Raw genomic sequence first — 25,547 nt, forward strand, 5'->3', positions numbered from 1 at the left:
GTCACAATTACCGAACGTCCTTGCACACACAACAAGAGAACGCTCCGAAACGGGCCGGTGCAGCGTGTTTTCCAACGGGTGTTGCACAAATAACACGCAGATGTGATCAAACAGCTCTCGTAACGCATTGTTTACATTGATGTTTTCGGGGCGGTTCCAAATGCCATCAAAGTTCCGCACATGAGGCGCCGCGCGCGAGCGCTCGGCTTGAGCCAGCTTTGAGGCGCTCGAATCGTGGAATCAGAAGGAGACTCAATGGGCAGGCATCGACCGCCTCCCCGTCGCGCAATCTGACGCAGGCAGCCTGCAAATACCTCCGCCGTCCGGGGCTCGCCATCACTCTCTATATGGAAGTCACGCTGGCGGGATAATCGGGCCGGACAGCTCGGCGAGCGAGGACGCAGAGGTGCTAGTCCTTCTTTGCACCTTTGAATTTCCTCGAAAATTCAGCGCCACGCCCTGATCCGAGCGCAAACCCGTCTCGTTTCGCAAATCGCTGGGAATATTCGAGCTAAAACACGCGCTTCCAAATTGACCAGCCCGAGCAAATAGATGCATAAGGCTCGCACCGGAGAGGTGGCCGAGTGGCTGAAGGCAACGCTTTGCTAAAGCGTCATACGGTCTCAAGCTGTATCGAGGGTTCGAATCCCTCCCTCTCCGCCACCCCAGAATCCCGGAAGCAGAATCAAGGTCGCTGCGCGCGTCCAGCGGAAGGCGATGGGCGACGCCGGTACGAAAGTTCCGCACAAGATGAGGGCGGCGAGCCCGCGCGATTCGCGCGCTCCTTATATATGTGAGCCCCCACCTAAATGCCGGATCGCCAGACCCGCCAATGCGAGGGCGCTATCAGCACGGCCTCATCGGCCCAAACATTGAACCAGATGCCGCCCTTACGCCGGCATGGAAAGGACCATGGCACAATACCTGTTTTGTGCAGACGCCCGAGTTCCAGGTCGCACTCGTCGGGAGCGATCTGAATCGGCAGCCATCGTCCATTCGTAGCCTGGTTGCTCATGCCGTCGGATTCTAGGCGACGCCATGAAGAAGAAACTTGCTCCAGCGCAAGCGCGTCCGCCCGTGCGAATGAGCGCAGGCGGCGCGGCCGTTGTTCTCGCCGGCAAAGGTGACTAGAGTTTTTGCACCATTTCGCCCGAGCACAGACCCCCCTACGTCGGGTCGAGAACCCATTGCATGTCGCAACAAGGCCGCAACAAGGGAGCCTCGGCCCCCTCCTCACTCCATCCGTCAGCTATTCTGGACCAGGCAATTGCGGCGCACCGTTCGGGCAATCTGTCGGAAGCGGAACGGGCCTACACGACCATTCTGAAGGGAAGCAGAACGCATGCCGTCGCGCTCCATATGCTGGGGCTGTTGCACGCCCAACGCGGCCATTTTGCGGATGCCGAGCCTTTGCTGAAGAAGGCTGCACGCGTCGACCCCGGCAATCCCGACGTTCTTTTCAACTATGCCAACGTGCTGCGCGCGCTGGACAAGCCGGACGATGCGCTCGTCTGGCTTGCGAAAGTAATCGCCCTGGCTCCGAACTTCGCGGACGCGCATCTCAATCGCGGAGCGATCCTCATTGCACGGCAGCAGCTTCGCGACGCCATAGCCGAGTTTGATCGCGCCATTGCGATCGCACCGTCGAGCGCCGCGTTCGCAAACCGAGGCAGCGCGTTGCAGCAGCTTGGTCGACTCGAGGAAGCGCGTGACAGCTACGCCCGCGCCATCGAGCTTGCACCGGCCGACCCACAGAACCATTTCGCGTTGTCTGAGGTTCTTGGCCAGCTGGGGCGAGACGACGAAGCGATCGTGGCTCTGGAACGAACGGTCGCACTTGATAAGACGTTCCCGTTTGCGCTGAGCAACCTCGTTGCTTGCAAGCGGAAGCGCGCCGACTGGAGCAGCTTCGAACGTGAACAGGCCACCATGGAAGACGCTGCCGAGGCAGGCGTGCCGGTCGACCCCTTCACCTTCTTTCATGTCTCCTCATCGCCTGCACGCCAATTGACCTGCGCGAAGGCCTATGTCGCCAAGGTGACCCCCGACGGGGGTGCCGCCAGGCCCGGAACGCCGAGACCGGCGTCCCGGCTCCGGGTCGCGTACATGTCGGCCGATTTTCGCAGTCATGCCACCGCGTATTTGATGGCCGGAGTCTTCGAGGCGCACGACCGCGAGCGCTTCGACGTCACCGCCATCTCCCACGGGCCCGACGACGACAGCCAGATGCGCAACCGCTTGAGGGCCGCATTCGAACGTTTTGAAGATGTCAGCGATCTCGCCGACGAGGACGTCGTCAAGCTGATCGGCCAGCTCGAGATCGAGGTTCTCGTCGATCTCGGCGGCTTCACCGCCGGTGCACGGCCGAAAATCATTGCGCGCCGGCCGGCTCCTATCCAGGTCAGCTATCTCGGCTTTCCCGGCACGATGGGCGCCCCCTATCTCGACTATCTCATGGCCGACCGGATCGTCATCCCCGAAGCAGAGCAGACTTATTACGCCGAGAAGGTGATCTATCTTCCCAATAGCTACCAGGCGACCGACGCGAAGCGACCGCTCCCGTCAAATCCACCGAGCCGGAGCCAGCTCGGACTGGCGGACGATGCGTTCGTCTACTGCGCGTTCAACAGAAGCCCCAAGATCACGCCCCCGTTGTTCGGCGTCTGGATGCGGCTGCTCGACAAGACCCCCGGAAGCGTCCTTTGGCTGCTGGATGGCGACCCGGTCGCCACGGAGAATCTGAAGCGTGAAGCCGTTGCGCGGGGGATTGTCGCCGAGAGAATCGTGTTCGCTCCGCACGTCCCTGCTGACGAGCATTTGGCGCGCCATCAGGTCGCCGATCTGTTCCTGGACACATTGCCCTACAACGCACACACCGGGGCCAGCGACGCCCTCTGGGCCGGCTTGCCGGTCCTGACGTGCCTTGGGACCACTTTTGCCGGACGCGTTGCAGCCAGTCTCCTGAACGCCGTAGGCCTTCCCGAGCTGGTGACGCGATCACTGGAGGAATATGAGGCTTTGGCACTTCGAATCGCGCACGATTCCGAACTTCGCGTCGCGCTCAGGAGCAAGCTGGCGGCGCGCCGGACCACTTGGCCGCTTTTCGATACTGTCCGCATGACGCGGGATATCGAAAAGGCATTCGACGAAATCTGGCGCAGGCATTGCGCGGGCGAAGCGCCGGCCTCGTTTGCCGTGCAAACCTCGACCTGAAGCCGCCTCGGCGCGGTGGCGCCGCCCGGTCAAGGTCCGGTTCCCAAGCGAAGTGACGCTCAGTGCGCGCAGACCCAGGCTCTCGCCTCACGCTGCGCGACGGAGATCTCGGCCTCCGACATCTGCCCGGCGATTTCCCGGCGCAGCGCCACGGCGTCCTTGCGGCCCTTCAGCGCGGCGAGATTGAACCATTTGTGCGCGGCGACGAGATCGACGATGCCGGAGCGGCCGCTCGCCCAATAGATCCCGCGCTCGAACAGCACGTCCGACAGCGCGCTCGCATCGACCGGCGTCGCCGTCTCCAGATCGAAAGTACCCTGAAACATCACGCATCCCCTTTGTTCTTATGCCGCCTCGTCCCCCGAGCGCGGCTCCCGTCCAACCTCTGATGTGCATGACCCGTCACGGGATCGTGCACTGTTCAACTCTTCCCCGTCGCCGTTTGCCGGCTTGTTGGAGGCGATGATGGCGGGCAAATTTGAATGGCAGTTTAAGCATCGCGATGAAGCAGACGTAAACGCGGGCGCGCGTCTCCTGTGCCGAGAATTCAAAAAGTCCCTGATTCGCAGGCGCTTCTGTCATTCGTCAGATTCGGTTTACCCTGGGATTTCAGGACATCGATAACCATCGCGCGCGGTGGCGCAGGTCATGTGGTTGCTTTTCTTCAACTGGCGTCACCCGCGCCCTCGCTACGCCAAGGCTTCCACGGTATGCGGTCTCGGGCCGCCGAAGCGGCGAAGGTGGCAGGCGGGTGACCCAGTATTCCAGCGGCCGCAATCGTTCCACGACAAGCCGCGCGTGCTGGATCGGCCCGTCGGAGCCGGGCGGCGACACCGCTGGGCGAAACGGCGCGCGATCACGCCACGGGCCGCCTTGCCTCTCCAAGCCAAGCGATCAAGCCGGCACGACAGAAGCGCGCTCGGACGCGACGCGATCAAATCAACGATGTGAGGGGGAGGAATGCCGGCAATGCCCCGGCTTCAAGGGAACGAGGGCGTCGGCGAACACGTCAGGACCAGATTCCACTTTGGCCCGAAGGCCTGTCGTGAAATTGCGGAGCCCGTTTGAGGAGAACCGCACCGAACGAAGAAAACTCGTTTCTTCTGCCGGACCGCGAAAGAGAACGGTCCGACCGTTGACCTGATGTCTCGCCGACACCCTCTGTCGTCGACCAGAACCTCTAGGAGGCGCTGATGACGTGCCGGCTATCTGGAGCCGGCAACTTCAGAAGCGAAGTTACTTCTTCTTCTTCGCGACCTTGCGGGTCTTCTTCGCAGTCTTCTTCACTGCGCTCTTCGCCTTCTTCGCCTTCTTCGCTTTCTTGGCCATGTTGCCCTCCGATGTGTGAGATGGCTTTAATCGCTGCGTGCACTCGGGGATCGAATGCACTTCATCCCGAATACACCAACACGAAGAAAAAAACAGCTTCTCGCTTAAAGAAGTGTTGACGCAGCAAGGCGCCTGCGCTTGGCGGGCGCGACGCAGGCGCTTCGTACGACGTGCACTTGCGATCATGCAGAGCGCTCGCATCGCCGACGTTCGCGAACGATGCGATTGCACGAAAACACTATGCAGCAAGTATTTTTTCGCACGCGCGTATCGCGCGCGACCAACGCAGCGATGCGCATCGACAATCGTGCGGTCGCCTCGCAAAGGCGTTTCGCGGACTCTGAGTCGCGATTTTTGGCAACGAAAATATTTTCATGCTTAACGGCGCGGGCGCTCGCCGGAGCGCGTTCAAGCCGCCGTTTCGGGCGAATCGCGCGGCGGCGATTCGGCCGCCGCATCGCCGTCGATCAGGATGAAGTTTGCCGTCGAGGATGCGCGCGAGCGTCGCAGCGAGAACCAAAAGCGAGGTGACGAAACGCGTCCGTCACCTCGTTCGAATGCGTCAGGCTTAGACGCCGAGCTTGGACTTGAGCAGGTCGTTGACGCTCTGCGGGTTGGCCTTGCCGCCGGATGCCTTCATGACCTGGCCGACGAACCAGCCGAGCGATTGCGGCTTGTCCTTCACCTGCGCCGCCTTGTCGGGATTGGCCGCGATGATGTCGTCGACCACCTTTTCGATCGCAGAGAGATCCGTGACCTGCTTCATGCCGCGGCTTTCGACCAGCGCGCGGGGATCGCCACCCTCCTGCCAGACGATTTCGAACAGATCCTTGGCGATCTTGCCCGAGATCGTACCCTCGCCGATCAGGTCGATGATCGCAGCCAGTTGCCCGGCATTGACGGGCGAGGCCGTAATATCCCGGCCTTCTTTGTTGAGACGGCCGAACAGCTCGTTGATCACCCAGTTCGCCGCCATCTTGCCGTCGCGGGCGCGGTTGGCGAGCTTGTCGAGCACCGTCTCGTAGAACAGCGCGCTCTCGCGCTCGGCGACCAGCACGCTCGCATCATAGGCCGAGAGGCCGAAATCGGCGACGAAGCGCGCCTTCTTCTGGTCCGGCAGCTCCGGCAGCTTCGCCTTCAGCGCGTCGACGAAGTCCTGGCTGAACTCCAGCGGCAACAGGTCAGGGTCGGGGAAATAGCGATAGTCGTGCGCCTCCTCCTTCGACCGCATCGAGCGCGTCTCACCCTTGTTGGGATCGAACCGGCGCGTCTCCTGCTCGATCTCGCCCCCGTCCTCCAGGATCTCAATCTGGCGCCGCGCTTCATACTCGATCGCCTGGCCGATGAAGGCGATCGAGTTCATGTTCTTGATCTCGCAGCGGGTGCCGAGCGGCGCGCCGGGCTTGCGCACGGACACGTTGACGTCGGCGCGCAGGGATCCCTTCTCCATGTCACCGTCGCAGGTGCCGAGGTAGCGCATGATCGAGCGCAGCTTGGTCACATAGGCCTTGGCCTGCTCGGCGTCGCGGATATCAGGCTTCGAGACGATCTCCATCAGCGCCACGCCAGAGCGGTTGAAATCGATGTAGGACAGTGACGGCGACCGGTCGTGCAGCATCTTGCCGGGATCCTGCTCCAGATGCAGCCGCTCGATACCTATGGTGGCCGTCTTGCCGCCGTCGAGATCGATGATCACCTCACCCTCGCCCACGATGGGCGATTTGTACTGGCTGATCTGGTAGCCCTGCGGCAGGTCCGGATAGAAATAGTTCTTGCGGTCGAACACCGAGCGCAGGTTGATCTGCGCGTTGAGGCCGAGCCCGGTCCGGACAGCCTGCCTGACGCATTCCTCGTTGATGACCGGCAGCATGCCTGGCATCGCGACGTCGACCAGCGAGACGTGGCTGTTCGGCTCCCCGCCGAAAGCGGTAGACGCGCCCGAGAACAGTTTGGCGTTCGAGGTCACCTGGGCATGGATCTCCATGCCGATGACCATCTCCCAGTCACCCGTTGACCCCTTGAGAAGCTTGTGCGTGGCCGTGCTCATGTCCTGCTCCCGAGCAGCGTGGCAGCGATCCGCTCCCACTCCGCTTCCAATGAATCCTTTGCCGCCGGCTGCCCGGCCTGGCGATACCAGTAGCCGGCATTGCCGAGATCGCCTTCGACACGGTGCAAATAGGCATGCACCCAGGCGGCCTCGCGGCTGCTCTCGTCCTGAACGATCGTGTGCGCGCGGTCCCAGTCGCCCTTCGCCGCCCACCAGAGGCCGGCGAGCGGCGCATTCAGGTCCGGCGCGGGCGCCGCGCCGCCGAGACTCGCGATGAAATCGGCGACATTCACCACCACCTCGCGGGCGTGAAGCGGCCGGCGGCCTGCTCGATCACCTCGCCGAGCGAGAACAGCGTCTCCTCATCGAACGGACGGCCGATCAATTGCAGCCCGAGCGGCAGGCCCTGCGCGTCCTTGCCGGCGGGCACCGCGATGCCAGGCAGGCCCGCCATGTTCACGGTCACCGTGAAGATGTCGTTGAGATACATCTCGACCGGGTCGGCGCCGCCCTTCTCGCCGATGCCGAAGGCCGCCGACGGCGTCGCAGGGGTGAGGATGGCGTCGACGCCTTTGGCGAAGCAGTCCTCAAAATCCTTCTTGATCAGCGTGCGCACCTTCTGGGCGCGCAGGTAATAGGCATCGTAGTAGCCGGCCGAGAGCACGTAGGTGCCGATCATGACGCGGCGGCGCACCTCCGCGCCAAAACCCTCCGCGCGAGTGTTCTCGTAGAGCTCGATGATGTTCTTACCCTGCTCGCGCAGGCCGTAGCGCACGCCGTCATAGCGCGCCAGGTTGGACGAGGCCTCTGCCGGCGCCACGATGTAATAGGCCGGCAGCGCGTATTTGGTGTGCGGCAGCGACACCTCGACCAGCTCGGCGCCGGCCGCTTTCAGCCACCTGGCGCCCGCTTCCCAAAGCTTCTCGATCTCGGCCGGCATGCCGTCGAGGCGATACTCCCGGGGGATGCCGATCTTCATGCCCTTCACGGACTTGCCGATCGCCGCCTCGTAATCCGGCACGGGGATATCGACCGACGTCGTGTCCTTGGGATCGTGGCCGGCCATCGAGCGCAGCAGCATCGCGGCATCGCGTACGCTGCGCGCGATAGGGCCCGCCTGGTCGAGCGAGGAGGCAAAGGCGACGATGCCCCAACGCGAGCAGCGGCCATAGGTCGGCTTGATGCCGACGGTCGCGGTGAACGCGGCCGGCTGGCGGATCGAGCCGCCTGTATCAGTCGCGGTCGCGCCCATGCAGAGCAGCGCCGCCACGGCCGAGGCCGAGCCGCCGGACGAGCCGCCCGGCACCAGCGTGGTGTTGCTGCCCTCGCGCCGCCAGGGATTGCCGACGGGGCCGAAGCACGAGGTCTCGTTCGCCGAGCCCATCGCGAACTCGTCATTGTTGAGCTTGCCGAGCATCACCGCGCCGTCGCGCCAGAGCTGCGAGGTGACGGTGGACTCGTAGGTCGGCACGAAATTGCCGAGGATCTTCGAGCACGCCGTGGTGCGCACGCCCTTGGTCGCGAACAGGTCCTTAATGCCGAGCGGGATGCCGGCGAGCGGGCCCGCATCGCCCTTGGCGATCTTGCTGTCCGCCTCGCGCGCCATGGCGCGCGCCTGGTCCGGCGTTTCCATCACGAAGGCGTTGAGCACGCGCGCTTTCTCGATCGCGGAAAGATGCGCATCGGTCAGCTCGAGCGACGTGAAAGTTTTTGCCGCGAGACCCTTGCGGGCCTCGGCGAGCGTCAGCGATATCAAATCGGTCATTTATTGATCGGGCTGCAGAAGAACGGAGACAGGGTCTTGTCGTCGGCCGGGTCGTCCTTTTTGGCGGCGGCTTTCGCGGCCGCCTCGATCTCGTCGAGCACGGCATTGACGGCGATGTTGGGATCGGCAGCCTTGCCCTGCCGTTCCATCTTGTCGAGATAATTCATGTAGGCCTGATAGGCCTTCTCATCGTCGCAAAGCAGGCACATCGGATCTAACCTGTTTATTCAACGACCTTCGGCACCAGGAAGAAGTGACCTTCGGTCGCGGGCGCGTTGGCAACGATATCGTCGGCGATCCCGCCGTCGTCGACCACGTCCTGCCGCTTCTTCATCTGCATCGGGGTGACCGAGGTCATCGGCTCCACGCCCTCGACATTGACCTCCGAGAGCTGCTCGACGAAAGCGAGCATGGCGTTGAGCTCGCCCTGCAGATGCGGAACCTCGCCCTCGGAAACCGCAATGCGCGCCAGATGCGCGATGCGGCGGACGGTAGCGGCGTCGACGGACATTATATAAGGCCTCTTACGGCAAAACCTATGTGCCGTATAGCAGAGGCCGGTTTTGCGCCGCAACCGGCGCTTCCCCCTATCCGGCGAGGGCCTTCATGCGCCCCAGCGCCGATTTGGCGAGATCCCGGGTCAATTCGGCGGCGGGAAGCTCGCGGCCCAGCGCAACGGCCTGCCCTGCCCAGAGATTGGTGAAATCCACCCTGCCCTGCTTTTCGGCAGCCGCTTTCAGCGGCCCCAGCGCCGTCGCGGCGTGGGGAAACGGCGGCGCATCCGGCGAGATCGGACCGGCCTCGCGCATCAGCCGGTTCTGCACCCCGCGCGCAGGCCGGCCGGTCATGACATTGGTGATGACGGTGGAATCGTCCCGCGCCTCGGCCAGCGCCTTGCGGCCGCCCGCGCTGAGCTTGGATTCCGGGCAGCGCAGATAGGCGCTGCCGATCTGCACGCCGGCGGCACCGAGGGCGAAGGCTGCGGCAATGCCGCGTCCGTCGGCGATGCCGCCCGCCGCGATCACCGGCACCTTCACGGCATCGACGACCTGCGGCACCAGCGCGAAGGTGCCGGGCTGCTCGGCGATCTTGTCGGTCAGGAACATGCCGCGATGGCCGCCCGCCTCGGCACCTTGCGCGATCACGGCATCGACGCCGTGTTCTTCCAGCCAGACCGCCTCCTTCACCGTCGTCGCGGACGAGATGACGAGGCAACCCGCCGCCTTGACGCGCCGCAGCAGCGCTTGCTCCGGCAGGCCGAAATGGAAGCTGACGACCTCCGGCTTCAGCTCCTCGACCACTTCGCAGAACGCTGCATCGAACGGCGCGCGGTTCGCAGCCGCGATCGGCGCGGAGGGATCGAGACTGTGCTCGGAATAGTACCCCGCGAGCCGCTGCTTCCACCGCGCCTCGGCTTCGCGCGTCAACTCGACCGGCGTGTGGCAGAAGAAGTTCATGTTGACCGGCGCCTTGACGCGCTGGCGGATGAGACCAACCTGCTCGCGCGCCTTCTCCGGCGAGATCATCGCACACGGCAGCGACCCCAGCGCCCCGCCCTGCGCAGCCGCAATCACCAGCTCCGCATCCATCACGCCAGCCATCGGCGCCAGCACGATCGGGAATTCGGTCTTGAAAAGATCGATCAGTCGACGGTCAGGCCACATGGTTGTTCTCTCGTTCTTTCTCTTTCTTACCCTCCCCTGGAGGGTAGGAAGTCTACGCCGCTGCCACCGCCGAGTTTCTCCGCCCGGCGATCAACTGCTCCGCCTCCGCCGCAATCCGCTCGACGATCTCCGCCGCCGGTGGGATATCATGAATCAACCCAACCGCCTCGCCGGCGATCACGGCCGCGACATCGAAATTGCCCGCCGCCCTTGCTGCCGCATACTCGGAAGCGACTGCGGCAACATTCTGCATCAGCTCGACCTCGCGGCCGATCCAGCGCTTGGCATGATCGTTGACCAGGCACCGCCCGGTAAACGGCGCCGGCCAGACATTGTTGCGGGAGAGATCGAAGAGGATGCCGCGCACGGTCGAACCGGAGTTCGCCGCGCAGATGCGGCGCTTGGCCTCCTCCGCACCGTCGGCCTCCTGGCTGGCATAGAAGCGCGTGCCGAGCAGCACGCCGCTCGCGCCCATCATCATCATGGCCGCTAGGCCGCGCCCATCCGCGATGCCGCCAGCCGCCACCACTGGAACGTGCCCCGCGACGAGATCGACGATGGCGGGCACGAGATCGACAGTGGTGCGCGAAGCGCCATGACCGCCCGCCTCCGTGCCTTGCGCAATCAGGATGTCAGCACCGGCATCGAGCGCCTGCCGCGCCATCGCTTCGTCCTGCACCTGGCAAATCAGGCGCGCGCCGGCGGACTTGATCTTGGGCGCGAACGGCGCCGGATCGCCGAACGACAACATGATCGCAACTGGTTTTGCAGCGAGCGCGACATCGAGAAGCTCGGGCCGCTTGGCGAGGCTCCAGGTGATGAAGCCGATCCCGAACGGTGCACTGAGGTCGGCGAGCTTCGCCGTCTCCTGCTCCAGCCAGATCCGTTCGCCATAGCCGCCGCCAAGAATGCCGAACCCGCCGGCGCGGCTCACCGCCGCGACCAGGCGGCTGCCGGCAATGACATCCATCGGCGCCAGCAGGATCGGATGCTCGATCCCCAGCAGCGTGGTCAGCGACGTCGTCATCGGCATACGGCTCCTCCCCGATCTGGACAGCGAGACTAGGCGCGACTAGCATTCTCGAAAATTGAATTGTTGCGAACGCTGCCATCTCAAAAGCGAAACGACACCATGGAACTCAGCGATATCAAGACCTTCGCCGCCGTCGCCCGCACCGGCGGCATCACCCGCGCCGCCGAGGAGCTCAACACCGTGCAGTCGAACGTCACCCAGCGCGTGAAGGCGCTGGAGGCGGAGATCGGCACGCCGCTGTTCGAGCGGCACTCGCGCGGCATGACGCTGACCGGCGCCGGCAAGCGCCTCCTCCCCTATGCGCAAAAGATGGCAGCGCTGTCGCGCGAAGCCTTGCTCGCCGCGCGCGACGATGGCGAGCCGAAAGGACCGCTCGCGATCGGATCGATGGAGACCACGGCAGCCGTGCGATTGCCGCCGCTGCTCGCCGATTTCCACCGCCGCTTCCCGGCCGTGCGCCTTTCGTTGCGCACCGCGCCGACCGCCGACCTCGTCGCCCTCGTGCTCGACGGCACGCTCGACGGCGCCTTCGTCGCTGGACCCATCACGCATGACGACCTCACCGCGACGAGCGCGTTCCGCGAAGAGCTGGTGCTGGTCAGCGCGCGCCGCTGGGCCTCGCTCGCCGAGCTGCGCGCCGGCACGCCGGAGTCGGGTCCGACCGCGCTGGTGTTCCGCACCGGCTGCACCTATCGCCAGCGGCTCGAACAGATCTTCGTCGAATTCGGCTGGCCATCGGCGGCGCGCTTCGAGCTCGGCACGCTCGACGGCATGATCGGCTGCGTCGCCGCCGACATGGGCGTGACGCTGCTGCCGCGCGCCGTCGTGGAACGCAGCGCGATGAACGGCGCCGTCGCCGTCCACACGCTGAGCCCGTCACATGCACGTGTCGAGACACTCTTCATCCAGCGCCGCGCCGGACATCAATACAGTGCGCTGAGCGGTTTTGCCGATTGCCTGAAGAAGGACGAGGACGTCATCGCAGCATGACGGAGCGCCAACGTTCCACGCTACGAAATTCGTCACAAATCCATCGCGTTTGAATCGATTCGCGCTGCGCCCTGCCATCGCAGCGCAGCACTTCGAAAAGCTTTGAAGCCCGCGCTTCTTCTACGTTAGGATAAGTGACTGGCCAGCGCGAAACCATAAACGAAGCCAAAACATCGGCAGAAAACATCGGGAGGACTATTGATGCGCAATACGCTCGTGTTGTGCTGCGTCGCCGCGTTGTCGGCGATTTCAGGAACTTCAAGCGCACAGGACTGGACCAAATCGAAATGGGGGCCGAACGACGAGATCGGCGCCGCCAACTACATGACGCCCGAGCTCGTGGTGAAGGCGGCATCGCTGGTGAAGACCGGCAAGACCTACGCTCTGGGCATCCCCGTCACGCCGCAGACGCCCGCCTACCCGCCGCGCACCTTCAAGCTCACCATCGTGCAGCCCGGACAGGCCGGCACCCCGGGTCTCGGTCCGAACAAGGCCACTTACAACGACGACATCCTCGACAGCTGGGTCGGCATCGGCAGTCAGCTCGACGGGCTCGGCCATCTCGGCGTCGAGCACGTCTACTACAACGGCAACAAGCTGGCCGATTTCGCCGATCCCAATGGCTTGAAGAAGCTCGGCATCGAGAAGGTGCCGCCGATGGTCGCCCGCGGCGTGCTGCTCGACATGGCCGCCTATTTCAAGACCGACGTGGTGAAGGAAGGCACCGCCTTCAACGTCAAGGAGATCGAGGAAGCCGCCAAGCAGCAGAACGTCGAGATCCGCCAGGGCGATGTCGTCATCTTCCACACCGGCTGGCTCAGCCTGATCGGCAAGGACGACAAGCGCTACTCGGCCGGCGAGCCCGGCCTCGGCGTCGAAGGCGCGAAGTACCTCGCCGGCAAGGGCGTCGTCGCGGTCGGCGCCGACACCTGGGGGCTCGAGGTGCTTCCGTTCGAAGGCAAGACCGTGTTCGAGGTCCACCAGATTCTGCTCGCGATGAACGGGACCTATATCCTCGAGAACATGGACACGGCGGCGCTCGCGCGCGACAAGGGCTATGAATTCCTGTTCGTGCTGGGCCAGCCGCGCTGGACCGGCGCCGTGCAGGCCATGATCAACCCGATCGCGATCCGCTGAGCTGAAAACCGGGCGAGGAGCCGCTTGCCGCGCGGCAGGCCCCTCGCCCACCCCTTCGTCACCGCGGCCTCAGATGCCACCGCCGCAATGCCACGATGGCCCAGATCGCCTCGACCAGGCCGAACGGCCAGGCGCCTTGCAGGAAGCCATAGGCCGACCCCAGCGCGCAGGACGCCGCGAACAGCAGCACGAACCAGTGGCTGCGATCCTCCAGGGCATAGCAGACCAGCATCGCCGTCACGGCAAACAGGCCGAATAGTGTCAGTGCATCCATGGTTATCAGTTCACCCCGCAGCGCGACGCATGATATGCGCTAAAGCCATGCCGGCTCCTATCCTGCCTCTCATCGATGCTGCAACCCACTGGCCCGCGCGCGGCGCGCTGGTCGGCCTCGATTTGGGCACGAAGACCATCGGCGTTGCGGTGTCCGACCCGGACCGGCGGCTGGCGACCGGAGTCGAGACGATCCAGCGCAAGCAGTTCAAGCAGGATGCCGCCAGGCTGCTGGCCATCGCCACCGAGCGCAAGGTGGTCGGCTTCGTGCTGGGCCTGCCCATCAACATGGACGGCAGCGAAGGCCCGCGCGCGCAATCGACCCGCGCCTTCGCGCGCAATCTGGCCGGATTGACCGCGCTGCCCATCGGTCTCTGGGACGAACGTCTTTCGACCGCGGCGGTCGAGCGCGAGCTGATCGGCATGGACGTCAGCCGCGCCAAGCGCGCCGAGGTGATCGACGAGCACGCCGCGATCTTCATCCTGCAAGGCGCGCTCGATCGCCTTGCCAATCTTCGCACGAGCCCGGGACCGGACTGATCCATGGCCGTCGTCATCGCGGCGCTGCTGCCGGTCTTCATCCTGATCGTGCTCGGCATCGTGCTGAAGCGCAGCCTGATGCGACTCGACACGCAATGGCACGGGTTGGAGCAGCTGACCTATTTCGTGTTGTTTCCGATGCTGCTGATCCAGACCCTGGTAAAAGCCGACCTCTCCAAGGTGCCGGTCGCCGGCGTCGGCGGCGCGCTGCTGCTGTCGGCGCTGGCGATGTCGCTGCTCTGCCTCGCATTGCGCCCGGCCCTGTCCCGGCTCGGCATCGACGGCCCCGCCTTCACCTCGATCTTCCAGGGGGCGACGCGCTGGCAGACCTTCGTTGCGCTGTCGATCGCCGCCAATCTGTTCGGCGATGTCGGGCTGGCGCTCGCCTCCGTTGCGATGGTGGCGATCATCCCGCTCGTCAACGTGTTCAGCGTGTCGGTGCTCGCTCGTTACGCATCGCCGGAAAAGCAATCCGGCCGCGCCATCGTCATGACATTGGTGCGCAATCCCTTGATCTGGGCCTGCATCATCGGCCTTACTGTCAATGTCACCCATCTGCCGTTGCCAAGGCTCTGGCATGAGGTTGCAGACGCACTCGGCAGTTCCTCCCTCGCCATCGGCCTGCTCGTCACCGGCGCAGGACTGCATCTCGAAGGGCTCTTCCGTCCAAGCCTCGGCGCAGCCGTCGGTGTTGTTTTCAAGCTCTTGCTGATGCCCGCGCTCGCGATGGGGCTCGGTCTCTGGTTCGGGCTTTCCGGCAACAGCCTGGCGATCGTGGCGATCTGCTCGGCTGTGCCGACATCGTCCAGCGCCTATGTCCTCGCCCGCCAGATGGGCGGCGACGCCCCCCTGCTGGCGCAGATCATCACGCTGCAGACGATCTTTGCAGCCATTACAATGCCGATCGCGATCGCGCTGGCGGCCTAGCACTCGTCAATTCGAGCGCACCTCTCTGACCTTGTCATTGCGAGGAGCTCTTGCGACGAAGCAATCCAGACTGCCGCGGCGGAGAGATTATGGATTGCTTCGCTGCGCTCGCAATGACGAAGTTGCGGCCTAGCTCCCCAGCCACATCGTCAGCACCACCGCGGTGAGATTATTCAGCGCGTGCAGCACGATGGTGAGCCACAGCGAGCCGGAGCGGTAGCGCATGTAGCCGAACCACAGGCCGATGGCAAAGACTTCGGCGAGGAAGTACATGTCGTACTGCAGATGGACGATTGTCCACACGAGCGACGACAGCAGGATCGCGCCGGGTGCGCGCAGGAAGCTCGCCGACCAGCCACGATAGAGGAAGCCTCGCGCCAGTACCTCTTCCGACATCGGCGCCGCCACAGCGAACGCGGCGAGCAGCAGCAGCGCGGCGCCCTTGTCACGGCCCGTTTTCAACAGATCGGTCATGAAGCCCGGCGTCGCCTCGCGGCCGAGCGCGCGCGACATCGTTTCCCAGAGCAGCACGATCAGGATGAGGCCGACGGCGCCGAACAGCAGCTGCTTCCAGGACGGCCAATGCAGCGCGAGATAGTCGACGAACGACGCCTTCTTGATGCGAACGGCGAGCCAGACCGCGGCCAGCGTCGCCGGCAGGCCCATGATGACCGAGAGCGCGAGCGTCTGCGGCTCACGGCCGACGAGCTGAAGCGAGGCGAGATCCATGGGAAGACCGCGCTGCGCCGCCAGCAGAAGGACGGCGCCGATCTGACCGACGAACATCGCAACGAAGATGAAGAGGCCCCACACCGCCGTGCCCCAGAACTTCCAGACACGCGGCGCCGCCGGCGTCGCGGTCAGCGGCGGATGATCGGGATTGAGGGAGTCCATCAGCAGGCTTTCGTTTTGGAGATTCACGGCAGCGCCCGATCCAGCAGCGCGCGCACGTCGGCGCTGTCGAGCTCGACCGCGCCGTACATGCTGGCATGGTTCGTCGCAAGGCGGGTCGCGGCAAACAATTCGGCCTGGCGCGGCGACACGCCATTGAGCGCGGCCGTCGCGGCCAGCAATGCCAGCTTCTCGACCGCAAGCCGCGCGACGCGCTCGCCGTCGGCGCGCCGAAACGTCTTGCCGATGAAGCTGGCCGCCTCGCCCGCCCCCGGCAGCCCCTTGGTCTCGGCCGCCAGCGCTTGCAGCACCGCCGTCGCCGCCTCGCCCTCGCGCGAGAGCGCGCGGAGCACGTCGAGGCACATCACGTTGCCCGAGCCCTCCCAGATCGCGTTGACCGGCGACTCCCGATAATGGCGCGCCAGAATGCCGTCCTCGACATAACCGTTGCCGCCGAGGCACTCCATCGCCTCAAACAGGAACGGCGGCGCGCTCTTGCAGGTCCAGTATTTGATCGCGGGCGTGAGCAGCCGCATATAGGCCGCCTCCGCCGCATCGTGCGGCGTGCGGTCGAAGGCGCGGCAGAGCCGCATCACCAGCGCCGTGCTCGCCTCCACATGCAGGGCCATGTCCGACAGCACGGCCTGCATCAGGGGCTGATCGGCCAGATGCTTCTGGAACACGCTGCGATGCCGGGCATGGTGCAGCGCATGCGCAAGCCCCGAGCGCATCAGGCCGACGGAGGCGATCGCGCAATCCTGCCGCGTCAGCTGCACCATCTGGATGATGGTGCGGATGCCCTTGCCCTCCTCGCCGACCCTTTCGGCATAGGCGCCCGTGAATTCGACCTCGGATGAGGCATTGGAGCGGTTGCCGAGCTTGTCCTTCAGCCGCTGGAACTGAATGGCGTTGACCGATCCGTCCGGCGCGAAGCGCGGCATGAAGAAGCAGGTCAGCCCGCCTTCGGCCTGCGCCAGCACCAGGAACGCATCGCACATCGGCGCCGACATGAACCATTTGTGGCCGGTGATGCGATAGCCGTCCCCGTCGCGCACCGCACGCGTCATGTTGGCGCGCACGTCGGTGCCGCCCTGCTTCTCGGTCATGCCCATGCCGAGCGTCATGCCGCGTTTCTGCCACCACGGCGCAAAGCTCGGATCGTAGCTCTTGGTCGACAACACCGGCATCACGCGCGCGAGCAAGTCAGGCTGCATCGCCAGCGCACCGACGGAGGCGCGCGTCATCGTGATCGGGCAAAGGTGGCCGGTCTCGACTTGCGCAGCCATGTAGAACTTTGCGGCACGAATGACCTCAGTGGCATCGCCCGCAGGTTTTCCGTCCGCCATCCACGTCGAATTGTGCACGCCGGCATGCGCACTGTGCGCCATCAGCTCGTGATAGGCGGGATGAAACTCGACCTGGTCGCGGCGATTGCCTTTGGCATCGAAGTTGCGCAGCTTCGGCGTGTTCTCGTTCGCAAGGCGCCCGCGATCGGCCATTGCTGCCGAGCCCCAATGCCGGCCGAACTCCGACAGTTCCCGCTCCGCCGCTGCGCCGCCATTGGACCTGACCGCCTCGACCAGCGGCCGGTCCACGGCGAAAAGATCGACGTCCTCGAACGGCGGCGACTGGTTGAAGACCTCGTGGGTCGCAAATGTGGGCTGGGTCATTTTGCGTCCTCGGCGCGGAATCAGTTCCGTCGCGGCTGGATCGGGAAATCATAGGCCGCCCCGCCTGCCCCCGGCAGCGAAAAATGCCACCACTCCTTCGAATAGTTCACAAAGCCTTGCCTGGCCATCGCAGCCACCAGCCGCTTGCGCCAGGCGCGCTGCTCCGGAGTGATCGATGGTGCCGCAGTGTGCCCCTTCGGGTCGGTACAGTCGTAGCCTGTGCCCATGTCGACGCTGCCCTCGGGCGCCCGCGCCTCGACCGGCGCCGTGCAATCCGCATAGGTCTTGGCTGGATCATATTTGGCAGAATTGTCCGCCCTGAGATCGACCAGCGTGAGATCGAGTGCCGCACCGGTCGAATGCTGCGAGCGGCTCGCAATGTAGCCGAGGCGGAACAGCTCGGTCTTGGGGATCTTCGGATTGTAGCGCCGCTCCGACGCCGTCTCGCGGCCGTTCTGCGACCACTTGACCATGTCGAGCGAGGCCCGCGCCGGCCGGTAGCAGTCGAACATCTTGAGCGAGAGATTTTGCGCCGCCAGCTCCTGCTGCACCGCTTTCAGCCGCAGCCCCACCTCGCGCTTCACCACGCATTCGCCTGCTTGGTAGCCGGCGAGCGGACGGCCGACGAAATTGTTCGACGTGGCGTAACGGATATCCTGGATGATGCTGGGATCGATATCGCGCAGATAGACGAAGTCACCGGGCAAGCTCTGCGCCCGCACGGGAACGAGAAACGATAGTGCGAGCAGCACGACAAGCGCGACGCGCGCCGCGGTTCCGGTCCTTGCGGTCATTGCACCGGATCCGAGTTGACCAGAAGTTTCGTGATCGCGGTGTCCGTATATTTGTTGCCGGCCCAGACATCGTCGATGATGAACTGCATCCAATGGGCCGACACCGGTGGCCGCAACATCAGCAATTGCGCCGACAGCTTGTCGTCGAGAACGAAGGTCTGCGACTCGCCGCCCGAGAACAGCACGCGGATCTGGCGGACCCTGTTGTTCTTGGCGAAGATGTCGCGGCTTTTTTGGTAGCCGTTCTGCACGTGGATCGACCTGACCCGCCGCACGGTTTCGAACTCGATGGTGATCCACTCGCCGACGCCGTTGCCGGATGCGCCCTCGACCCAGGCCGTCCCCGTCGAGGCGTCGAACAAATTCGCTGCGCCGTATGAATTGCCGAATTGCGGCTTCAGCATCGAGCTGACGCAATAGGTCTCGAAGCCGCTGCGGGCGCAGCTTTCGCCTGCCGCGGAAGGACGCGGCGGACGCATGGTGGCGCGCTCCGCGACCGCAGGCCTTGCCGGCGGCTTCACCAGCATGCCCGCCACTTTCGGCGCCCCGTTCGACGATTCCGCATTCCAGAGAAAGATGCGCCCGCCGAGCGTCTGGTCGTAATAGGCGGGCGTCTGCTCGTGCGGTGCTGCTTGTCCTCCGGCATCCGTCGCCGTCAGCGCCAGCGCCGCCACGCGCTCGCGCACCTCGACCGCGAGGTCGCCGAGATGCAGCTCGGGCCGCTTGAGCTGCTCGACAAATATCCGCGTGAACACCGAATTGTGCGCCGTATCGTTGCTGCCAAGCTGGTCGAGCGCGGTCTGGCCGATGCCTGCGGAATAGAGCGTGAAGATCCCGCGCGCGGGCCGGGCGTCAGCAAGCCCCCGCGTGTTCCCGATCGAACGTCCCGCGGCGCGAGGAAACGGATTGTCACGGCAGGCATCGATGACGACGAAGGCGACCCGCACTGCCTTGGCCTGAAGCTCCGCGATCACGTCGGGCTCGGCGATCGAGGCCCCGCGCACCCGCGCCTCGGCGCCCTCGTTCACAGTGGGAACGTCGCTCGGCACGAGGTAGTTCACGCCTGCGATCGCAACGCCGTGTCCGGCATAGAACACGGCGGCGGTATCGCCCGGCACGAGCCGCGACGTGAAATCCGCAAGCCGGTCGATCATGCCCTGCCGGCCAAGATTGGTCCCGAGCACGATGTCGAACCCGAGCGACCTCAGCGCGTCGGCCACGGTCGTTGCGTCATTGGCGGCCTTCTTCAATTGCCGGTCGGCCGGCAGGTTCGGATAGAGATCGTTGCCGATCACGAGTGCGACGCGTTTTTCGGCCCAAGCCGGTGTCGCAAGGCCAGCCATGCACGCGGTCGCGAGCGCAGCAACATTGCGCGCCAGTCGATTAAAATACCGCGTGCCCGTCATGATCCAGCCCGTGACGCAACCAATGTTGCGAGTCTAGCGCAAAGCGGCTGCCCCGAACACCGGCTGGCGGCGCCGCCTCCGCCGCAAAGCGCCGTGGATAAGTCCGGCGGCGGGATTTGAAGCTTGCTCCCCCCGCCGTCCGCCCCTATAGCTCTGCTTTTAATGACATCGAAATCGACCTTCGTCCTCGGCCACCGGCATTTGCTGGGCATCGAGGGCCTTTCCGCGGCCGACATCAGCGGCCTCCTCGACCTGTCCGAAGAATATGTCGAGCTCAACCGCCAGGTTGACAAGAAGCGCACCGTCCTGCGCGGACGGACGCAGGTGAACCTGTTCTTCGAGGCCTCCACCCGGACCCAATCCTCGTTCGAGCTTGCGGGAAAGCGGCTGGGCGCCGACGTCATGAACATGTCGGTCGCCTCCTCGTCCATCAAGAAGGGCGAGACACTGATCGACACCGCGATGACGCTCAATGCGATGCACCCGGACATCCTGGTGATGCGCCATCACGCCTCCGGCGCCGTGGAACTGCTGGCCCGCAAGGTCGACGGTTCCGTGATCAATGCCGGCGACGGCGCGCACGAGCATCCGACCCAGGCGCTGCTCGACGCGCTCACCATCCGCCGCAACAAGGGTCGGATCGAGGGGCTCGTGGTCGCGATCTGCGGCGACGTGATGCATTCGCGCGTCGCCCGCTCCAACATCATCCTGCTTAACACCATGGGCGCCCGCGTCCGCGTCGTCGGGCCCTCCACGCTGCTGCCGCCGGGCATCGAGCGCATGGGCGTCGAGGTCGCGCGCGACATGCGCGAGGGTCTCAACGGCGCCGACATCGTCATGATGCTGCGGCTGCAGCGCGAGCGCATGAACGGCTCCTTCGTGCCCTCGTCGAGCGAATACTTCCACTATTTCGGGCTCGACCAGAAGAAGCTCGCTTACGCCAAGCCGGACGCGCTCGTGATGCATCCCGGCCCCATGAACCGCGGCGTCGAAATCGACACGGCCGTCGCCGACGGTGCGCAATCCCTGATCCGCGAGCAGGTGGAGATGGGCGTCGCCGTGCGCATGGCGGTGCTGGAAGCGCTCGCCCGTAACCTGCCGAACGCGTGATGCCGATGCTGACCGATCGCCGCCCCATCCTGCTGGCCAATGCCCGCGTCGTCGATCCCTCCAGGGATTTCGACGGCGTCGGCGACGTCCTGATCGCGGACGGCAGCATCCGCGAGACCCGCCGCGGCATCGGCGCGGCCGGCGTCCCCGAGGGCACCGACATCGTCAATTGCTCCGGCAAGATCGTCGCACCCGGCCTGATCGACATGCGCGCCTTCGTCGGCGAACCCGGCTTCAGCCACCGCGAGACCTTTGCCACCGCGAGCCAGGCGGCCGCGACCGGCGGCATCACCACCATCATCTGCCAGCCCGACACCTCGCCGGTGATCGACAATTCGGCAACGGTCGACTTCGTGATGCGCCGCGCCCGCGACACCGCGATCGTCAACATCCAGCCGATGGCCGCCCTCACCAAGGGCATGCACGGCCAGGAGATGACCGAGTTCGGCCTGCTCAAAGCCGCTGGCGCCGTCGCCTTCAGCGATGGCGCCAGAAGCGTGACCAATGCGCAGGTGATGCGCCGCGCGCTGACCTATGCGCGCGATTTCGACGCGCTGATCGTGCATTACACCGAGGACCCCGATCTTGTCGGCGAAGGCGTGATGAATGAGGGCGAGTTTGCCTCGCGGCTCGGCCTGATGGGCATCCCGAATGCCGCCGAAGCCGTGATGCTGGAGCGCGATCTGCGCCTCGTCGCCCTCACCGGCGGCCGCTACCACGCGGCGTCGCTGACCTGCATCGATTCCCTCGACATCCTTCAGCGCGCGCGCGATGCCGGGCTCGCCGTCAGCGCCTCGGTCTCGATCAATCATCTGGCGCTGAACGAGAACGACATCGGTCCTTACCGTTCGTTCCTGAAGCTGTCGCCGCCGCTGCGCACCGAGGACGACCGCCGCGCCCTGGTGGCGGCGATCGGCTCCGGTCTGCTCGATGTCATCATGTCCGACCACAATCCGCAGGACGTCGAGGGCAAGCGCCTGCCGTTCGCGGAAGCCGCGCCCGGCGCCGTCGGGCTCGAGACCATGCTGCCGGCCGGCCTGCGGCTGGTGCACAATGGCGAGATCGAGCTGAAGACGCTGATCCGCGCCATGTCGACCCGCCCGGCCGAGCTACTCGGCCTGTCGGGCGGAACCCTGCGCGCCGGCAGCCCCGCGGATGTCATCGTGATCGACCCCGACGTGCCCTGGGTGGTCGATCCCGCCGACCTCAAGTCGCCTTGCAAGAACACCCCGTTCGACGAGGCCCGCTTTACAGGCCGGGTGGTGCGCACCATTGTCGGCGGACGAACGGTATATGAGCATGTCTGACGTGCGGCTTCGTTCGACGTGGAGAATGGGCCTTTGGAGATGCCGCCATGGCACTTGAACCGTTTCTGCCGGTGGCTTTCGTCATCGGCTATCTCCTCGGCTCGATTCCGTTCGGGCTGATCCTGACCAGGCTCGCAGGCACCCAGGATATCCGCTCGATCGGCTCCGGCAGCATCGGCGCCACCAACGTGCTGCGCACCGGACGCAAGAGCCTCGCCGCGGGAACCCTGCTGTTCGACGCGCTCAAGGGCACCGTGGCGGTGGTGATCGCCGGCTACATCGCAGGCCCCTACGCCGCAATGGTAGCCGGGCTCGGCGCTTTCCTCGGCCACCTCTTCCCGGTCTGGCTGAAGTTCAAAGGCGGTAAGGGCGTCGCGGTGTATATCGGCATCCTGCTGGGGCTGTTCTGGCCGGGCGCCGTCGTGTTCTGCCTGCTCTGGCTGGCGACCGCCTTCACCACCCGCTATTCCTCGCTCTCGGCGCTGGTGGCGGCGTTCATCACACCGATGTTCCTCTGGTGGTTCGGTCATCTCGCATTGTCGGCGCTCGCCGCCGTGCTGACCCTGCTGTTGTTCTACGCGCATCGCGAGAACATCAAGCGCCTGCAAGCGGGCAAGGAAAGCCGGATCGGCGAGAAGGCCTAGAGCATGATCCGGAAAAGTGCGTAGCGGTTTTCCGAAAAGATCATGCTCAAACAATAACCTAAAGCGTGATGACGATTCCTAATCGCATCGCGCTTTAGAGCGTTTTCGAGCGAATTGGATTCCGGTTCGCGTCGCGACAACGCCTCAAACAAGAATTTGAGGTCGGAAAAAGTACGGATACCGCCGCACCCCTTCCGCATTATATGCCAAATCCTGTTCGCAATTCTCCTGCGAGTCACGGCAGGCTGTAGCGAACTGGTTCCATGCCTGTCATCCTGATACGGGAAACGGCGTTAGGCGGTTGCTCAGAATGAGCGAGAAGATTGTCGGCGTGAATGACGGGATCGGCTCGCTCGGTGCTTCCGGCACTGCAGCAAGCCGGCTGCTCTCGGCGACCAATATCTGGTCCGACGCGCCGCTGCCCGCGCCCGCTGCACGGCCAGCGCCGCAGCCGGAGCCTGCAGTCAAGCCTGACGCTCCGCTCGATGTCGCCGTCGCCAAGGCTGCACCGGTCGCGCCCGCGCGGGCGCGTTCCGAGCAATGGCCGCCGCGAAAGCTTTCGCTGGCGCTGCAGGGCGGCGGCACCTTTGCGGCCTTCACCTGGGGCGTGCTGGAGCGCCTGCTCGAAGAGACCTCCATCGAGATCGACACCGTCAGCGGCGCCAGCGCCGGCGCCATCAATGCGCTGCTCCTCGCTTGCGGCCTGGCCGAAGGCGGCCGTGAAGGCGCACGCTCCCGGCTGAACCGGTTCTGGGTCCGGCTGATGCACGAGGCCTCGTTCCGCTCACTGATGCTGATCGGCGGCTTTTCGCCGGCGGGAAGCTCGGTCGCGTTCGGCCCGACCCTGCGCTCCGGGCAGTTCGATCCGTTCGATCTCGATCCGCTGCGGCAGGCGGTCTCCCGCGACATCAATTTTTCCGTCCTGCGCCATGCGCGGTGCCCAAAACTGCTGATCGCGGCGACGCGGATCCGCGACGGGCAGCAGCAGATTTTCGGCAACGAGGCCATCACCGCCGACGTCGCGCTGGCCTCGACCTGTCCTCCGCTGGTCCATTGTGCGGTCGAGATCGATGGCGAGGCCTATTGGGACGGCGGCTTCGGCGGCAATCCGCCGCTGCTGCGCCTGGTGCAGGACACGGCGGCAACGGATCTGCTGCTGGTCCAGGTGACGCCGACGCGCGACAGCTATGTGCCGATCACGCTCGCCGCGATCGACCGCCGGCTCGACCAGATCGCGGCGAACGCCGCGCTCAATGCCGAGATCTCCGCGATCGAATGGGCGCAGTCGCACATGGCCTCTCCGCTGCGGCTCACCAGGATCGCGGCGGAAGACTCCCTTGACGGCCTGGCGCAGCGCTCATCCACCGATCTCGGCCGCGGCTTCATTCGCCTGCTGCACCGGAGCGGTCGCGAGGCCGCGGAACGTTGGCTTGGACAACGTGCAAGAGCCGGCTCAGCGCCCGCTCAGGCCCGTGCTCCCTCCGAACCTGCGCTAGCGTGATTTCGCCAGCGCGTCCTCCAGGAACCAGGCAGAAGTCAGCGCGACAGGATCATTGCCGAAGCGCGCGATCACCTGCACGCCAACAGGCAGGCCGCCAACCTTCAGCACCGGCACATTGACGCAAGGATTGCCCATCAGCGTCCACAGCCGGTTGTAACGGGGCGAGCCGGTCGAGGCGAGCTCCTTGGCTGGCGCTATGCCCGGCGCCGAATAGGTCAGCAACACGTCGAACCCTTCGAACAGCTCGCCGAGCTCGCGGCGGCCGCGGCGGGCGATGCGGCGCGCATCGTCGTATTCCTTCGATGTCAGTCCGACCGTCTCATCGAGGCTGGCGCGCAGCAGCGGCGCGATCTCGTCGTGACGCTCGGAAAACTCCCAGGCCAGCGCGCGATGCGCCTCGAAGTTCTGGATGATGGGATGGATGCGCCAGGCTTCCTTGACCGCCTCGGGCAGATCGATGATCTGCACGCGGGCGCCGGCCTTCTCGGCCGCCTTGATCGCAGCCAGCAAACCCTCCTCTGCCGCCGGCTCCACGGCTTCGGCAAATTCCTGCCTGACCACGCCGATGCGCGGCGCCTTGGCTGGACCGATGCCGTCGAATTCAGTGCGGCCGGTAATCGCCAGCAATCCGCGCGCGAGATCTTCCGCGCGGCTACCGAACAGGCCGACCGTGTCGAGGGCCCACGAATAGCACTTCACGCCGATGGTCGGCAGCATCCGGAACGATGGTTTTATCGCGGCAGCGCCGCAATAGGCCGCCGGCCGGATCACCGAGCCTCCGGTCTGGGTGCCCAGCGCCAGCGGGATCATGCCGGCGCCGACGGCCGCCGCCGAACCCGCGGACGAGCCGCCGGGCGAATGCGCCGTATTGTGCGGATTGAGCGTCGGCGTCGGATCGCTCGAGGCGAACGCAGTCGTGGTGGTCTTGCCGATGATGGTGGCCCCGGCTCGCTTCAGCATCATCACGACCGGCGCATCGGCGCGCGGCTGCCAGCCGCGATAGATCTCCGAGCCCATCTCGGTCGGCATGTCAGCGGTGTCGATGATGTCCTTGATGCCGACGGCAATGCCGCGCAGCGGGCCCGAGGCTTGCGCTCTCGCGGATTTGTCGTGCCGGACGAAAGCCTGAACGTCCTTCTCCTTGGCTTCGATCGCCGCATGCGACTGAGCGATGGCGGCGTCGGGCGAAAGCTCCCCCGCTTCAATGCGGCGCTGGAGGTCGGCGAGTGAGATCATGACAACATCCTTCTTATTGGCATCGCTTTTAGCATCGCAGCGAGGTCGTGCAAGCGCACGTCCCTGTTGC

Annotated in this window: 23 protein-coding genes and 1 tRNA gene; 10 read left to right on the top strand and 14 right to left on the bottom strand. The window is 65.0% G+C overall.

Translation table 11 applies throughout. The features are described 5' to 3' along the window. Window positions 1–570: 570 nt before the first annotated feature. Together N2605_RS19410 and N2605_RS19415 are read left to right on the top strand one after the other, a co-directional pair. A tRNA-Ser gene (locus N2605_RS19410) sits at window positions 571–663 on the top strand. A gap of 528 nt (window positions 664–1,191) precedes the next feature. Further along, the gene (locus N2605_RS19415; RefSeq protein ID WP_260342073.1) at window positions 1,192–3,213 is read left to right on the top strand and encodes an O-linked N-acetylglucosamine transferase, SPINDLY family protein; all 2,022 of its coding nucleotides are present in this window, start codon (window positions 1,192–1,194) and stop codon (window positions 3,211–3,213) included. A 59-nt stretch (window positions 3,214–3,272) separates the two neighbouring features. Here the strand turns inward: N2605_RS19415 and N2605_RS19420 are convergent, their stop codons facing one another. From N2605_RS19420 to N2605_RS19455, 8 genes are all read right to left on the bottom strand, one after another. Further along, window positions 3,273–3,539: a hypothetical protein gene (locus tag N2605_RS19420; protein ID WP_260342074.1), complete on the bottom strand. Its 267-nt coding sequence runs from the start codon at window positions 3,537–3,539 to the stop codon at window positions 3,273–3,275. A gap of 1,571 nt (window positions 3,540–5,110) precedes the next feature. Beyond that, window positions 5,111–6,589 carry an Asp-tRNA(Asn)/Glu-tRNA(Gln) amidotransferase subunit GatB gene (gatB, locus tag N2605_RS19425; RefSeq protein WP_036025527.1) on the bottom strand — a complete coding sequence of 493 codons (1,479 nt, stop codon included), beginning with the start codon at window positions 6,587–6,589 and terminating at the stop codon, window positions 5,111–5,113. Further along, window positions 6,586–6,888, bottom strand: a complete 303-nt coding sequence (locus tag N2605_RS19430; protein ID WP_156447234.1) for a hypothetical protein — start codon at window positions 6,886–6,888, stop codon at window positions 6,586–6,588. The genes gatB and N2605_RS19430 overlap by 4 nt, the downstream gene beginning before the upstream one ends. Then, the gene (gene gatA / locus N2605_RS19435; protein WP_260342075.1) at window positions 6,879–8,354 is read right to left on the bottom strand and encodes an Asp-tRNA(Asn)/Glu-tRNA(Gln) amidotransferase subunit GatA; all 1,476 of its coding nucleotides are present in this window, start codon (window positions 8,352–8,354) and stop codon (window positions 6,879–6,881) included. Before gatA ends, N2605_RS19430 begins: the two co-directional genes overlap by 10 nt. Continuing rightward, window positions 8,351–8,563: a hypothetical protein gene (locus N2605_RS19440; RefSeq protein ID WP_225170963.1), complete on the bottom strand. Its 213-nt coding sequence runs from the start codon at window positions 8,561–8,563 to the stop codon at window positions 8,351–8,353. Before N2605_RS19440 ends, gatA begins: the two co-directional genes overlap by 4 nt. Before the next feature lie 14 nt (window positions 8,564–8,577). Then, a complete protein-coding gene (gene gatC / locus N2605_RS19445) occupies window positions 8,578–8,865 on the bottom strand; it encodes an Asp-tRNA(Asn)/Glu-tRNA(Gln) amidotransferase subunit GatC (RefSeq protein ID WP_036025530.1) in 288 nt (95 codons plus the stop codon). 76 nt (window positions 8,866–8,941) lie between these two features. Next, entirely contained in the window at window positions 8,942–10,018 is a 1,077-nt protein-coding gene (locus N2605_RS19450; protein ID WP_036015068.1) for an NAD(P)H-dependent flavin oxidoreductase, read from the bottom strand. A gap of 52 nt (window positions 10,019–10,070) precedes the next feature. After that, the gene (locus N2605_RS19455; protein WP_225140110.1) at window positions 10,071–11,051 is read right to left on the bottom strand and encodes an NAD(P)H-dependent flavin oxidoreductase; all 981 of its coding nucleotides are present in this window, start codon (window positions 11,049–11,051) and stop codon (window positions 10,071–10,073) included. A gap of 99 nt (window positions 11,052–11,150) precedes the next feature. On the opposite strand from N2605_RS19455, the gene N2605_RS19460 reads away from it, so the two are divergent. Both N2605_RS19460 and N2605_RS19465 read left to right on the top strand, forming a co-directional pair. Further along, window positions 11,151–12,041 carry a LysR family transcriptional regulator gene (locus N2605_RS19460; RefSeq protein ID WP_036025534.1) on the top strand — a complete coding sequence of 297 codons (891 nt, stop codon included), beginning with the start codon at window positions 11,151–11,153 and terminating at the stop codon, window positions 12,039–12,041. 201 nt (window positions 12,042–12,242) lie between these two features. After that, the gene (locus N2605_RS19465; RefSeq protein WP_036015077.1) at window positions 12,243–13,178 is read left to right on the top strand and encodes a cyclase family protein; all 936 of its coding nucleotides are present in this window, start codon (window positions 12,243–12,245) and stop codon (window positions 13,176–13,178) included. A 58-nt stretch (window positions 13,179–13,236) separates the two neighbouring features. Here the strand turns inward: N2605_RS19465 and N2605_RS19470 are convergent, their stop codons facing one another. Next, a complete protein-coding gene (locus N2605_RS19470) occupies window positions 13,237–13,452 on the bottom strand; it encodes a hypothetical protein (RefSeq protein WP_063676118.1) in 216 nt (71 codons plus the stop codon). A gap of 47 nt (window positions 13,453–13,499) precedes the next feature. Between N2605_RS19470 and ruvX the strand changes: the two genes are divergently transcribed. Beyond that, entirely contained in the window at window positions 13,500–13,991 is a 492-nt protein-coding gene (gene ruvX, locus N2605_RS19475; protein WP_036025537.1) for a Holliday junction resolvase RuvX, read from the top strand. A gap of 3 nt (window positions 13,992–13,994) precedes the next feature. After that, complete coding sequence (locus N2605_RS19480) at window positions 13,995–14,918, top strand: AEC family transporter (protein ID WP_225152456.1); 924 nt, start codon at window positions 13,995–13,997, stop codon at window positions 14,916–14,918. Between the two features lie 129 nt (window positions 14,919–15,047). Here N2605_RS19480 and N2605_RS19485 read toward each other — a convergent pair whose 3' ends face one another. The 4 genes from N2605_RS19485 to N2605_RS19500 are packed head-to-tail and all read right to left on the bottom strand — an operon-like array spanning window position 15,048 to window position 19,616. Continuing rightward, entirely contained in the window at window positions 15,048–15,812 is a 765-nt protein-coding gene (locus tag N2605_RS19485; RefSeq protein WP_260347463.1) for a CPBP family intramembrane glutamic endopeptidase, read from the bottom strand. 23 nt (window positions 15,813–15,835) lie between these two features. Beyond that, window positions 15,836–17,479, bottom strand: a complete 1,644-nt coding sequence (locus tag N2605_RS19490) for an acyl-CoA dehydrogenase family protein (protein WP_260342076.1) — start codon at window positions 17,477–17,479, stop codon at window positions 15,836–15,838. Between the two features lie 20 nt (window positions 17,480–17,499). After that, window positions 17,500–18,273, bottom strand: coding sequence for a M15 family metallopeptidase (locus tag N2605_RS19495; RefSeq protein WP_109143512.1), 774 nt, complete (start codon window positions 18,271–18,273; stop codon window positions 17,500–17,502). Continuing rightward, on the bottom strand, window positions 18,270–19,616 hold the full coding sequence (locus N2605_RS19500; protein WP_260342077.1) for an NADase-type glycan-binding domain-containing protein: 1,347 nt from the start codon (window positions 19,614–19,616) through the stop codon (window positions 18,270–18,272). Before N2605_RS19500 ends, N2605_RS19495 begins: the two co-directional genes overlap by 4 nt. A gap of 225 nt (window positions 19,617–19,841) precedes the next feature. Here N2605_RS19500 and N2605_RS19505 point away from each other — a divergent pair, with 225 nt between their 5' ends. From N2605_RS19505 to N2605_RS19520, 4 genes are all read left to right on the top strand, one after another. After that, entirely contained in the window at window positions 19,842–20,789 is a 948-nt protein-coding gene (locus N2605_RS19505; protein ID WP_036015092.1) for an aspartate carbamoyltransferase catalytic subunit, read from the top strand. Between the two features lie 5 nt (window positions 20,790–20,794). Next, window positions 20,795–22,096 (top strand): dihydroorotase, encoded by a 1,302-nt coding sequence (locus tag N2605_RS19510; protein WP_036015131.1) that lies wholly within the window; start codon window positions 20,795–20,797, stop codon window positions 22,094–22,096. 47 nt (window positions 22,097–22,143) lie between these two features. Then, on the top strand, window positions 22,144–22,740 hold the full coding sequence (plsY, locus tag N2605_RS19515) for a glycerol-3-phosphate 1-O-acyltransferase PlsY (RefSeq protein ID WP_036015094.1): 597 nt from the start codon (window positions 22,144–22,146) through the stop codon (window positions 22,738–22,740). A 310-nt stretch (window positions 22,741–23,050) separates the two neighbouring features. Continuing rightward, on the top strand, window positions 23,051–24,241 hold the full coding sequence (locus N2605_RS19520) for a patatin-like phospholipase family protein (protein WP_260342078.1): 1,191 nt from the start codon (window positions 23,051–23,053) through the stop codon (window positions 24,239–24,241). On the opposite strand, the gene N2605_RS19525 is transcribed toward N2605_RS19520, so the two are convergent. Then, a complete protein-coding gene (locus N2605_RS19525; protein WP_036025548.1) occupies window positions 24,233–25,477 on the bottom strand; it encodes an amidase in 1,245 nt (414 codons plus the stop codon). The genes N2605_RS19520 and N2605_RS19525 overlap by 9 nt on opposite strands. Window positions 25,478–25,547 lie beyond the last annotated feature (70 nt).

The organism is Bradyrhizobium yuanmingense, from assembly GCF_025200905.1.
In the GTDB taxonomy this organism is placed as follows: domain Bacteria; phylum Pseudomonadota; class Alphaproteobacteria; order Rhizobiales; family Xanthobacteraceae; genus Bradyrhizobium; species Bradyrhizobium yuanmingense.